Raw genomic sequence first — 12,596 nt, forward strand, 5'->3', positions numbered from 1 at the left:
GTGATGATTGCCACGCGTGCCGGGTCCGCATGGGTTCGTTCGGCCAAGATGATGACATCCGCGATGATGACGTCCGCCGTACGGATAACCGCGATCGCCGCCCTGTCCCTCGCTGCCGCCTGCGGCTCCCAGAAATCGGGCGGCGAAGCGTCGACGCCGGATTGGAAGCGGGCGACGGCCTATTACTACACGGGCACGAAGATCACCGCGGAAAACGCCGCCCAGCTCGGCGTCGCGTGGGAGTTCAACGACTTCGTTGTGCGCGGGCGCACGCATCGCGGCGTTGAATCGACGCCGATCGTCGTCGATGGCACCATGTATTTCACCGGGCCCTGGAGCGTGGTTTACGCGCTCGATGCGAAGACCGGCGCGCAGAAGTGGCAATATGACCCGGAGGTCGATGGCCAGTTCGCGCGGCGGACCTGCTGCGATGCCGTGAACCGCGGTGTCGATGTCGCGGACGGCGTCGTTTATGTCGCCACGCTCGATGGCCATCTCGCCGCAGTCGATGCCGCGAGCGGCAAGGAACTGTGGAAGGTCGACACGATCACCGACCGTACGCGCAGCTACGCGATCACCGGTGCGCCGCGCGTTTCCGGCAAAACCGTCGTCATCGGCAACGGCGGCGCGGAGATGGGCGTGCGCGGCTATGCGAGCGCTTATGACCGCAAGACCGGCAAGCTCGTGTGGCGCTTCTTCACCGTGCCGGGCGCGGGGCCGGACGAACATCCCGAAGTCGCCGAGGCGCGCAAGACGTGGAGCAAGGCTTCGCGCTGGGATCTCGGCGGCGGCGGCACGGTTTGGGATTCGATCGTCTACGATCCCGATTCGAACATCGTCTATCTCGGCACCGGCAACGGGATGCCGCATCCGCTCTGGTCGCGCAGCCCCGGCGGCGGCGACAATCTGTATCTCTCGTCGATCGTCGCGGTGAACGCCGATACCGGCCGCAAGGTCTGGCACTATCAGACGACGCCGGAAGACAGCTGGGACTATACGGCGACGCAGAACATGGTCCTTGCCGACATCGAATTCGGCGGGAAAGCGCGCAAGGTCATCATGCAGGCGCCGAAGAACGGTTTCTTCTACGTGCTCGACCGCGTCACCGGCGAGCTGCTCTCGGCGGAGAAGTTCACGACCGTCACATGGGCTGAGCGCGTCGATCTCAAGAGCGGACGGCCAGTCATCACCGAGCAGTCCGATTATTCGAAGGAAACGAAGCTCGTCTGGCCGTCGGAAGCGGGCGGACACAACTGGCCGCCGATGGCGTACAGCGAGAAAACCGGCCTCGTTTACATCCCGGTGCTGCAGGCGCCGATGACCTTCCAGATGTATGATCAGCCCTACAAGCCCTACAGCGGCATCCAGGGCTCGATCGCCTCGTTCCCGGCGTTCGGTGCATTCGGCAAGGGCGGCGCCAATTCCGAGGAAGCGTTCCCCGGCCAGCCCAAGCCGCGTTTCGATGCGGTGCTAACGGCATGGAACCCGAAAACCGGCAAGATCGCATGGACGAGCAGCGAACTGCCGTTCTGGAGCGGCGGCGTGATGGCGACGGCGTCAGGCCTCGTCATGCAGGGATCGGCGGACGGCTATCTCACGGTTTATGACGGCATTTCCGGAAAGGTTCTGCACCGGATCAACGTCGGCACGGGCATCATGGCCGCGCCGATGTCCTACGAGATCGATGGCGAGCAGTATGTCGCCGTGAACGCCGGCTTCGGCGGCGCGCTCAACGTCGCCTATCCGCCCGGCGCCGTGGCGGCCGAGCGCGAGAACCATGAGCGCCTGATCGTCTTCAAGATCGGCGGCAAGGCGCCCGAGCTGCCGCCGCTGCGCGAGAAGATCGCCTTCACCGATCCGCCTGCGAAATATCGCGGCGACGCCGAAGCCGTGAAGCGCGGCGGCGCGCTCTACGGCGCCTACTGCGGCCGCTGTCACGGCGGCAAGGACGGGATGGGCGGCTATCCGAACCTCTGGAAGATGGCCCCCGAAACGCACGACGCGTTCGATGCGATCGTCCTCGAAGGTGTCTTCGTTGATGCAGGCATGGCAGGCTTCGCCGATATCCTCAGCAAAGCGGACGCCCGCGACATCCACGCCTTCCTCGCGCAGCCCGCACCGTCTCAGTCGGCGCACTCAGGGCTGCACTAAATCGCTTCCCCCGCAGCCCTGCCGCTCGCCCATGCCCACTGGAAGTTATAGCCGCCAAGCCAGCCGGTAACATCCACAGCCTCGCCGATGGCATAGAGGCCGGGCACGCGCGCCGCCATCATCGTGCGGGATGAGAGACCGTCCACGGAAATGCCGCCTGCCGTCACCTCGGCCTTGGCAAAGCCCTCGGTGCCGCTCGGTGTGAAGCTCCAGTCCGTGAGCCGAGCCTCCGCTGCGCGGAGCGCCTTATCGGCGATGTTGCCGAGATCGCCCTCAAGCGCGAGCCGTTCGGCAAGGGCGTCCGCGAGGCGGGCAGGGAGGCGGGCGGCGAGGGCGCGCTTCAGTGTGGACCGCGGCTGCGCCTGTTTCTGGCGGATCAGCCAGTCCGGCCCGGCATCGGGCAGGAAATTGACGCCGATCGGCGTGCGGTGCTGCCAGTAGGAGGAAATCTGCAGCATGGCCGGGCCGGAAAGCCCGCGATGCGTGAACAGGGCGGCCTCGCGGAAACGCACCTTCTGCCAGCACACCTCGACCTCCGCCGAGACGCCCGAGAGTGAACGGAACAGCGCCTCATCACCCCCCAGTGTAAACGGCACGAGCGCCGGGCGCGGATGCACGACCGAAAGCCCGAACCGACGCGCGATATCATAAGCAAAGCCGGTCGCGCCGAGTTTCGGGATAGACGGTCCGCCGGTGGCAAGCACCAGCGCGGGCGCCGTATAGTCGCGCCCGCCGATCGACACCATGAATAGCCCGTCTCGGTGCTCGATCTCGGTGGCCGCGCGACCCAGCTCGATCGTGACGCCCGCCTGTGCACATTCCTCCACCAGCATATCGACGATCTGCCGGGCGGAACCATCGCAGAAGAGCTGGCCCAGCGTCTTTTCGTGCCACGCGATGCCGTAACGCTCGACGAGCCCTAGAAAGTCCTGCGGTGTGTAGCGCCCGAGTGCGGACTTGGCGAAATGCGGATTGCCCGAGAGATAGCGGTCGGCGGCGGTGTGGATGTTCGTGAAATTGCAGCGCCCGCCGCCCGAGATCAGGATCTTCTTGCCCGGCTCATCCGCGTGGTCCGCGAGCAGCACACGCTTGCCGCGCGCGCCTGCCGTTGCCGCGCACATCATCCCCGCCGCCCCGGCGCCGAGGACGATTGCGTCGAAGCTCTCAGCGTTCACGGGTGATGCTGGCGGCGACCGCCTCGGCCGCCTTGATTCCGTCGATGGCGGCGGAAAGGATGCCGCCCGCATAGCCCGCACCTTCGCCGGCCGGGAACAGGCGTGTCGTGTTCAGGCTCTGGAAGTCCTTGCCGCGCGTGATCCGCACGGGCGAGGAGGTGCGCGTCTCGACGCCGGTCATCACCACGTCGGCGTGATCGTAGCGCGCGAGCTGGCGTCCGAACACGGGCAGCGCCTCGCGCATCGCCTCCACCGCGAAGCCGGGGAGGCAGGCGGAAAGATCCGTCATGGTGACGCCGGGCTTGTAGGAGGGAGTTACACTCCCTAGCGCGGTGGACGGCTGTTGCGCCAGAAAATCGCCGACAGTTTGTCCCGGTGCGTTGTAGTTCGATCCGCCCGCGACATAAGCGAGCGCTTCCCAGTGCCGTTGGAAGTCGATGCCCGCGAGCGGCCCCTCAGGGTAGTCGCGAGCCGGGTCGATGGCGACGACGAGGCCGGAGTTGGCATTGAACTCGGCGCGCGAATACTGGCTCATGCCGTTGGTGACGACGCGGCCTTCCTCCGATGTCGCCGCGACCACGCGCCCGCCGGGGCACATGCAGAAGCTGTAGACGGTACGTTCGTTCGCGCAGTGATGCGCAAGGCTATAGGCCGCGGTGCCGAGGATGGGGTGGCGTGCGAATTTGCCGTAGCGCGCTTCGTCGATCCATGCTTGCGGATGCTCGATGCGCACGCCGATCGAGAACGGCTTCGCCTCGATGTGGACGCCGCGCCGGTGCAGCATCTCGAACGTCGACCGCGCGCTGTGGCCGACGGCGAGGACGACGTGATCGGCTTCGAGAAAGTCGCCGCCCTGGAGATGAAGCCCGCGCACCCCGAGGCTGCCGTCCGCTGCACGCTCCAGTTCCAGTTCCTCGACGCGTGTCTGCCAGCGGTACTCGCCGCCCAGCGCCTCGATGGTTTCGCGCAGGCTTTCCACCATCGTGACGAGCCGGAAGGTGCCGATATGAGGATGCGCCTCGAACAAGATGTCGCCGGGCGCGCCCGCCTTCACGAACTCCTCAAGCACCTTGCGGCCGAGGAAGCGCGGGTCCTTCACGCGGCAATAGAGTTTGCCGTCCGAGAACGTGCCCGCACCGCCCTCGCCGAACTGCACGTTGGATTCCGGGTTGAGTTGCGACCGGCGCCATAGGCCCCATGTGTCTTTGGTACGCTCGCGAACGATCTTGCCGCGATCGAGGATGATCGGCCGGAACCCCATCTGCGCAAGGATCAGTCCCGCGAATAGCCCGCACGGCCCCGCCCCGATGACAACCGGCCGCAGCCCGGACCAGCCCTCAGGCGCGCGCGCAGGAAAGCGGTACTCCATATCTGGCGTCGGGCGGACATCATGGTCCTTCGCAAAGCGCGCCAGCACCTCGTCTTCGTTCGCGATGTCGACATCGACCGTGTAGACGAGCAGGATCGCACTCTTGCGCCGCGCATCATTGCCGCGGCGAAACACCGTGAACCCGCGCAACCGCTCGGGCACGATGGCGAGACGCGTGCAGATCGCAGGCGCCATCGCGTCGTCCGCATGATCGAGCGGTAGGTTGAGGCCGGACAGGCGTAGCATGGACGAGGCCTTTAGCGGCAAGCCGGCCGTGCGCCAAGCTGCGGGATGGGATCGGGTATCCACGCCTGCTTTTTCGCCGTGAAGGCAAAAAATATCCCTACGGCTTCTGCGGCCCCGTGTGTCTATAAAACGGATAAGCGGAAGCAGGTGCTTACGAGTAATGGTCGACGATGAAGCCTTGAGACGCTGGTTCTGTCGGGAAGTTCTTCCGCTGGAAGCTGCGCTCATGGCGTTTCTGAGGAGAAATTGGCGGGAGACTGCTGATCTTCAGGACTTGCGGCAGGATATTTACGAGCGGGTGTTGAAAGGCGCGCGCGAGCAGCTCCCGCAACATAGCGCTGCCTATGTCTACACGGTGGCGCGCAACCACCTCATCAATTGCGCACGGCGCTCTCGGATCGTTTCGTTCGAGCTGCTGGCGGATCTGGATGACGTGCAGCAGGGCGGGCAGGCGTTTCACCCCGAACGGCAACTTGTCGCCCGCGATGAACTGAAGCGGGCGATTGCGGGGCTTGACCGGCTGCCGCCGCGGTGTCGGGAGATTGTTCGCCTCCGCAAGGTCGAAGGGCTTTCGACGCGAGAGACAGCGGCCCGGCTCGATATCGGTGTGGATGCGGTGGAAAAGCAGATCACGCTCGGGATGCGGGCGCTTGTTGATTTCGTGTTGGGCGGCACGGGAAAGATCCAGTGGTCGCGCAGCGCCAGCGTTTCGCGGCGGAGGCGGCCATGACGAAGTCTGCCGAGATCGAAACCATCGCCGCGGATTGGCTGCGGAGGCGCGAAGAACCGGAGTGGTCGTCCGCCGATCAGGTGGCCCTCGACCAGTGGCTGAAGCTGTCGACCGCACACCAAGCCGCGTACTGGCGCCTGGAGCACGGCTGGAGGATCGCCGACCGCATCGGCGCGCTCGGACCGGAAATCTCGAGGCCATTCTCTTTGGCGGCATCCCTGCAGACACGGTGGAAACGGAGCCGGACAGCGGCGGTCGCGGCTGTGGTCTTCGCGTTGGTGGCAGGTAGCGCGCTTTGGTTCCATCAGCGTAGCGACGATGTGGTGGCCACGGCGAGTTTCGTGACGCCGGTCGGCGGCCGAGGCTCAATCCCGCTCGCCGACGGCAGCCGTATCGAGCTCAACACGGACACCCGACTCCACACATCGGTATCGAAGAGCGAACGCAAGGTTTGGCTCGATCAAGGTGAGGCCTATTTCGATGTCGCACACCGCGCCGATGAGCCGTTCGTGGTATACGCGGGCACGCAGACCATAACCGTGCTCGGCACGAAATTCTCTGTTCGGCGGGATGGGGATATGGTGCAGGTCGCTGTTCTTGAAGGGCGCGTTCGCATCGATAAGGACGAGGGCATCGAAAGGCCCCGACCCGCGATTGTGTCGCGCGGCGATATCGCCCTGTCGCGAGGGGAAGCCACACTCGTCACCGCACATGCGCTTGGCCGTGTCGAGGATGGCCTTGCATGGCGCGATGGCAGGCTTGTTTTCGATCGCATGACGATCGCCGATGCCGCCGCCGAGTTTAATCGCTATAGCCGCATCCACATCGTCATTGTCGATCCAGTCGTTGCCGATATCCGGATCGGCGGGAGCTTTCAGGCATCCAATGTGGATGCTTTCGTTCGCCTTCTGGAAGATGCTTACGGCCTGGATGTACGGCGGGAAGACTCATCCATCATTATTTCCGCCGGATGACACTACGGAAGTCACGTGCGTGCGTGTCCCTCCCAACAGGAAATTGAAATTTTCGAGGGGGGTGGAAACAAAGTGACAAAGGGATATCTGGCCGCGGCTTTGGGTTTGGGTGCCGCAATCCTGTGCGTTGCGCCTGCGCTTGCACAACAGACCGAATTCAGGATTTCCGCTGGAGATCTGAAGCAGGCGCTCGACCAGTTCGCGCGGCAATCGGGCCGCGAAATCATCTACAAAGTAGACGATATTGGAGGGGTGCGCAGCCCTGGCGTTCGCGCGCTCGTCGCGCCGGAGGATGCACTCGATCAGATCCTTTCGGGAACAGGCTTTTCCAGTCGCTTCGACAGCTCGGGCGCGATCGCTATCGTGAAAACCGGTGGCGGCGATGATGGGGCTGCGCGCACCGATGGGGGCGGCTCGGAAATCGTTGTCACGGCCAGCCGCCGCGAGCAACTGATCCGGCTGGTGCCCGCAAGCGTGAGCGCAGAAACGGGCCGCACGCTGGCGCGGCGCGGGGCGACGCAGCTTGAAGATATTGTTCGCAATACGCCGGGATTGTCGAACCCCGGACCGGGCAGCGGCAACAAGACGAATCTTACTATTCGCGGCGTCGCGACGGGAACCGATCCGGGGCTCAAGCAGACCACCGTCTCGCTGATGTTCGACGATATCCCGCTCGATCCCGGCTCTGCCGGCCTTGGTGCGACCAATCTGCGTCTTGTCGATGTCGAGCGTGTCGAGGTTTTGCGCGGCCCACAGGGAACATTGTTCGGATCAGGGTCGCTGAGCGGGACGCTTCGCATCATCTCCAACAAGCCCGATCTGACTGGGCCGGGGGCGTCCGCCGAACTGACAGGCGCCGCCACGCGTGGCGGCGAAGGCTCCATCTGGGGCAACGCCATGGTCAACCAGGCACTCATCCCGGACCGGCTGGCAATTCGCGCAGTTGGATACGGATTTCAGGAAGGTGGCTGGATCGACAACAGCCGCACTGGTGAAACCGATGTGAACCGGAACGAGACCTTGGGTGCACGCCTCGCGGTCGCGGCCCGGCTTGGTGAGCGGTTGTCGGTAGACATCATGGGCGCTTACCAGATGAGCAAGGATTTCGCGGCGGGTGAAAGCCTGTATGCTCCCGTTGTGGGCGCAAACGACCCTTACGGTATCACCACCAGCCGGCAGTCCCTGGAATCCCGCCTCGAAAGCGCGCTTGTCAATCTCGGCTTGCGTTACGATTTCGATGCGCTGGAGTTGATCTCCTCGTCTACCTACATTCGACGTAAGGCTTCGCTCAACGATGATGCGGGCTATTATACCGAAGTCGTGGGGCTTCAACTCGGTATCCCGGGTCTCACCGGATCAACCCCGGCGATCACGACCAACAACTCGGATATCTTCACGCAGGAGCTTCGCCTCGTTTCCACGGCCGCAGGGCCGCTGCAATGGACGCTCGGCGGCTTCTATCTGAGCGCGAAGGCCGACGGTGGGCAGTGGGTCACCGCACCCGTACTGGCGCCGATTCTGGGATCGGGAAATCTTGCTGCCCTCTCGACCGAAGGAGAGCAAGAGGAACTCTCGGCTTTCGGCGAACTCTCTTATACGATCGGCGATCGCCTGGACCTGACCGCCGGACTGCGCATCTCCGATACGACGCTGCGTTTCGATACGCTCTCGTCGGGGCTTCTCTTCACGGGATCGCCGAACCCGGCCGTGCAGGTCGCGACTGTCATCCGCCAGAGCGATACGGCATATAATCCACGTTTCGCTATCGCGTTTCGGCCGAGCGAGGATCTGACGCTCTATGTCTCGGCAGCGCGGGGTTATAGGGTCGGTGGCCCGAATCTCACTGCGGGCCTCGGCGGCCCCAATATTCCGCGCGCCTACAGTTCGGACAATCTTTGGAACTATGAACTTGGCGCCAAGGGAAGAGCCTTCGACGGCACGCTGCGCTACAATGCAGCCGCCTACTTCATCGATTGGTCGAACATGCAGACAAGCTTGTCGCTGAACAATGTGGGCCATGTCGGCAACGCCGGAAGCGCGCACATTTATGGTGCCGAGCTCGAAGCATCGATACAGATCACGGCACAGTTCGAAGTCGGTGGTTCAGTTTCGGTGAACAAGGCCGAGACAGCGAGCACGGTGCCCAACCTGACCCGTACGACGGGCATTGTCGGCATCACCCCCGGTCTGCGTCTGCCCGGGTCGCCCGAATTCCAGACGAGCGGGTTTGCACAGTTCAACTTTGATGTCGCGGGCAACCGTGCTTACCTGCGCGCAAGCGGGCAGTATGTTGGCGACCAATACACCGATTACGACGAGAAGGGTACGCGGTTTGGCGACTATACCGTTGCGGATCTCAGGGTCGGTATTGCGCTTGACCGCGTCGAGGTGATCGGCTTCGTGAACAACCTGTTTGACGGCAACGGCAAACGCAGCGCCATGAACCGTTCCACCGTGGGGCCGATTATCGCGCAGCCCCAGATCGCCTATCGCATTCGTCCGCGCACGATCGGCGCGACCGTTCGCGTCAACTATTGAGGAGTGCCCATGAAGCGTCATCTCAAGATCGCCGCCGCCCTTTTCGCTGTCGCGGCTGTTCATCCAGCCGCCGCGCAAACGGTTGCCACGCCTTCGCCGCTCCCGGCGCAGAAGCCGGCGACGCTGGTCGATGCGACTCAGTTCGACATCGCTTCCGCGATCAGTGGGCGCACCTATCGCGTCTATGTGTACAAGCCGCTGATGCCTCCGCCGCCGGAAGGGTATCCCGTCATCTATGTCACTGACGGAAACGGTATGTTCGGAACCGCCGCGATGCAGATGATGCTGAGGCAGTTCGGTGAACTGCGCCCGGCCATCATCGTCGGTGTTGGCTATCCAGTTTCAGACATCAGGCAGATCATGGCGCTCAGGAATGCCGACCTGACGCCTCCCACACCGGCCGAAAACATTCCTCCAGCCCTGAAAGCCATGGCGGGCAAGGACGGCCGCTTTGGAGGAGCCGAGCTGTTCTACCGGTTCATGGTCGAAGAGCTGCGCCCGATGCTTGCCGCGGCGTATCCCGTCGATCTCAAGGACCAGACGCTGCTTGGGGATTCGCTTGGCGGCCTGTTCACCCTGCATGTGCTCTTCAACCACCCGGAAAGTTTCAGGACGTTCGTTGCCGCAAGCCCATCCATATGGTGGAACAGGCGAGCCGTTCTGAATGAGGAAGCCGCCTTTCGCACTCGCGTCGCTGCCGGAAAGGCTGCACCGCGCGTGCTGATAACGGTGGGTGCCCTCGAACAGAAGCCGGGGGAAAACGTGGAAGATGCATCCGGCATGGGCCGGATGGTAGATAATGCAAGCGAGTTGGCAGCGCGTCTCGCGGCTGTGTCCGGCAGTGCGGGTTATGAAGTCCGCTTCGTCAACTTCCCCGAGGAAACGCACAGCAGTGTCATTCCCGCCGCCGTCAGCCGCGGTGTCGGTTTCGCGCTCGCGGGCAGTAAATAGAGGTAGCGATCATGATGATTGTTCTGGGCGCCATTCTGGCGCTTGCCGGGGCGACACCGCAGGTTGTCGCTCCCGATGCGGCCCCGTGGCAGGCCGATCGCCCAGCGCGGCCGGCTTCCGCCGGAGAGGTGGAGAAACGCTCGGTTTACGTGACCATGCCGGATGGTATTCGGCTGGCGGCCGATTATTACCTGCCGCGCGATCTTGAAGCCGGAAAGCAGCTTCCGGTTATTCTGCAGCAGACCCGTTACTATCGTTCGCTTGCGGCCCGGTCTGATCCCACCGGAAGTTGTCGGCAGATTGCGCCGTTTCCCGCCTACTTCGTGCGGCGCGGCTATGCGGTGGTCGTGGTCGACGTGCGGGGCACGGGTGCCTCCTACGGATCACGCCCGACCGAGTTCGGAATGCAGGAGGTGAAGGACGGCAATGCTGTTCTCGACTGGGTCGTGGCGCAGCCGTGGTCAAACGGCCGCGTCGGCGCTGCGGGCGTCTCGTACGTCGGCACCACATCGGAGCTTCTGCTGCTCAATCGTCATCCAGCGGTCAAGGCTGTCGCGCCGATCTCGGCCGGATATGATTTCTACGCGGACCTCGACTTCCCCGGCGGTGTCCGCAACAGCTTCTTCATTCAGAATTGGGGCGCGTTCAACGCGGCGCTCGACAGTGGCAACATGGAGGGTATCCCCGCGCTTGCGAATGTCGCTGGCCCGTGCCCCGTCGATGCCGATCCGAAAGGCGAGATGGTCGCGGAGGCCATTCGCGATCATGCGGAAAACCGCAACAGCGCGGAAGGTCTGAGCGATGTCGAATTCCGGGACGATCCCGTGTTCGGCTCCGATGGATGGCCGAGCCCCTACCGATATCAGCGCGAACTCGATCGCGATCGTATGCCGCTTCTCGGGATCGCGAGCTGGTATGATTCCGGCTATGCACGGTCTGCCATTCATCGCTTCCTGAATTCGGCTTCCGGGAAACAACGCTTGTTGATTTCGTCAGGAAATCACGGCCTCGGCCACTACTACGCTCCCGGAGTAACGGTGCCTGTCCCGTCCAAATTCGATCTGAAGGCTGAGCTTATAGCCTTTTTCGATCGCTACGTTGCCGGGGTCGACAACGGCTATGATCGCGAGCCGAGGGTCCGCTGGTTCACGACGGGAGCAAATCGCTGGAACGCAGCGAACACATGGCTTCGTTCCGGAAAGCGCGTGCGCTACTGCCTGACGCTGGCGGGGGAACTGAAGGCGCAGGCCTGCGGCAAGGCACAGACGCTCTCAGTTGTTCCCGAAAATGATGCTGCGCCAGGGTCGCTCTCCCGCTGGGATACAACGATGTCCAGTCCCGTGGCCTATCAGGAGCGCAGCGGGGTGGATTCGGGCCTTGTCAACTTTACAACTGAACCGCTGGCGTCAGATCTGGAGATCACAGGCAGCCCAGTTTTCACACTGGAGATCACCAACACGGTTTCCAATGCGGACTATTTTGTCTATCTCGAGGAGGTCGATTCCGAGGGGCGTGCGTGGTATTTGACAGAGGGTCTCGTTCGGGCCTCGCATCACCTGTCGGGCAAGCTCCCTTATCAGACATTGGCCGCGCAGCAGACGAATCTGCGCCGCGATGCAAACCCTCACACCGCAGGCCGAGAGATCACGCTCGATATTTCCATGATGCCGATCTCACATCGCTTCAGACAGGGTTCACGCATCCGGATCGTGCTTGCAGGGTCTGACAGGGCGCACTTCGCGAGCCCACCTCTTGCCGGGCAGAAATGGGACATCGCGGTCGGTGCGCACCGTTCCAGCCTTGTTCTGCCTGTCACCGATAGAAAGCTGAAATAGGCGGCCCACGCAGGAACTGTTTCCCTTGAGCATCCGTGGTGCGTTTGTATGTCCAAACTCAGCCTTTGGTCGTGGCTACAAACTCCGCAATGTGTTCGCTGCACATGGCATGCTTTCCTTATCGAGAGGCATGACGAGCTCACGGTATCCGTGCAACTCGTCACGTAGCTTCAGTGCCGCGTAGAGCGATACCTGGAGATAGAGGCCGAACACCCGCACCGTTTCCGGGTTGGAAGCGGGACTCACGAACAGTATAAAGTCCGACGGAATCAGCGAGCTTGCAATCCAGCGCCGCGGGTTTCCCCTTCCTCACCTGGAAGCTCTTCAACAGGAGTGCTCCAAAATAATCCCGCACAGCTCGAGATTGTTGGGGAACTCAAAGGGATCAAATGAGAGGACAGATCGGTCGAAAGTGTCCGGAAACGCATGGTTCTCGCAGGCTTTCCGGGCACTCGCCAAGCGCTTCGTGGCGGAGAGGGTGGGATTCGAACCCACGGTACGGTTGCCCGCACAACGGTTTTCGAGACCGTCCCAATCGACCTCTCTGGCACCTCTCCGCACCGGGTAGCGCCTTGCTTGGGGCAGGCGCTGGATCGACGAAAGCGGGCATATAGGCGAGGTGCCGGG

General features: G+C 63.1%; 8 protein-coding genes and 1 tRNA gene. 6 read left to right on the forward strand and 3 right to left on the reverse strand.

Going from position 1 to position 12,596, the window contains the following annotated elements; genetic code table 11:
• Positions 1-3 precede the first annotated feature (3 nt).
• The gene (locus ACFQ00_RS03340) at positions 4-2,151 is read left to right on the forward strand and encodes a PQQ-dependent dehydrogenase, methanol/ethanol family (protein ID WP_381486205.1); all 2,148 of its coding nucleotides are present in this window, start codon (positions 4-6) and stop codon (positions 2,149-2,151) included.
• On the opposite strand, the gene ACFQ00_RS03345 is transcribed toward ACFQ00_RS03340, so the two are convergent.
• Entirely contained in the window at positions 2,148-3,326 is a 1,179-nt protein-coding gene (locus ACFQ00_RS03345) for a BaiN/RdsA family NAD(P)/FAD-dependent oxidoreductase (RefSeq protein ID WP_381486207.1), read from the reverse strand. The two genes, ACFQ00_RS03340 and ACFQ00_RS03345, sit on opposite strands and share 4 nt — an antisense overlap.
• Positions 3,316-4,941: an NAD(P)/FAD-dependent oxidoreductase gene (locus ACFQ00_RS03350; protein ID WP_381486210.1), complete on the reverse strand. Its 1,626-nt coding sequence runs from the start codon at positions 4,939-4,941 to the stop codon at positions 3,316-3,318. The genes ACFQ00_RS03345 and ACFQ00_RS03350 overlap by 11 nt, the downstream gene beginning before the upstream one ends.
• 160 nt (positions 4,942-5,101) lie before the next feature.
• Here ACFQ00_RS03350 and ACFQ00_RS03355 point away from each other — a divergent pair, with 160 nt between their 5' ends.
• The 5 genes from ACFQ00_RS03355 to ACFQ00_RS03375 all read left to right on the forward strand — a co-directional run bounded on the left by ACFQ00_RS03355 (position 5,102) and on the right by ACFQ00_RS03375 (position 11,969).
• On the forward strand, positions 5,102-5,671 hold the full coding sequence (locus tag ACFQ00_RS03355) for an RNA polymerase sigma factor (RefSeq protein WP_381486212.1): 570 nt from the start codon (positions 5,102-5,104) through the stop codon (positions 5,669-5,671).
• On the forward strand, positions 5,668-6,645 hold the full coding sequence (locus ACFQ00_RS03360) for a FecR family protein (protein WP_381486215.1): 978 nt from the start codon (positions 5,668-5,670) through the stop codon (positions 6,643-6,645). The genes ACFQ00_RS03355 and ACFQ00_RS03360 overlap by 4 nt, the downstream gene beginning before the upstream one ends.
• Before the next feature lie 72 nt (positions 6,646-6,717).
• The gene (locus ACFQ00_RS03365) at positions 6,718-9,183 is read left to right on the forward strand and encodes a TonB-dependent receptor domain-containing protein (RefSeq protein ID WP_381486217.1); all 2,466 of its coding nucleotides are present in this window, start codon (positions 6,718-6,720) and stop codon (positions 9,181-9,183) included.
• Positions 9,184-9,192: 9 nt separating this feature from the next.
• Positions 9,193-10,134: an alpha/beta hydrolase gene (locus tag ACFQ00_RS03370; protein ID WP_381486220.1), complete on the forward strand. Its 942-nt coding sequence runs from the start codon at positions 9,193-9,195 to the stop codon at positions 10,132-10,134.
• Positions 10,135-10,145: 11 nt separating this feature from the next.
• Complete coding sequence (locus ACFQ00_RS03375; protein WP_381486223.1) at positions 10,146-11,969, forward strand: CocE/NonD family hydrolase; 1,824 nt, start codon at positions 10,146-10,148, stop codon at positions 11,967-11,969.
• Between the two features lie 467 nt (positions 11,970-12,436).
• Here ACFQ00_RS03375 and ACFQ00_RS03380 read toward each other — a convergent pair.
• A tRNA-Ser gene (locus tag ACFQ00_RS03380) sits at positions 12,437-12,526 on the reverse strand.
• Between the last annotated feature and the right edge of the window lie 70 nt (positions 12,527-12,596).

The sequence above is a fragment of the Sphingosinicella xenopeptidilytica genome (assembly GCF_042676985.1).
In the GTDB taxonomy this organism is placed as follows: Bacteria; Pseudomonadota; Alphaproteobacteria; order Sphingomonadales; family Sphingomonadaceae; genus Sphingosinicella; species Sphingosinicella xenopeptidilytica.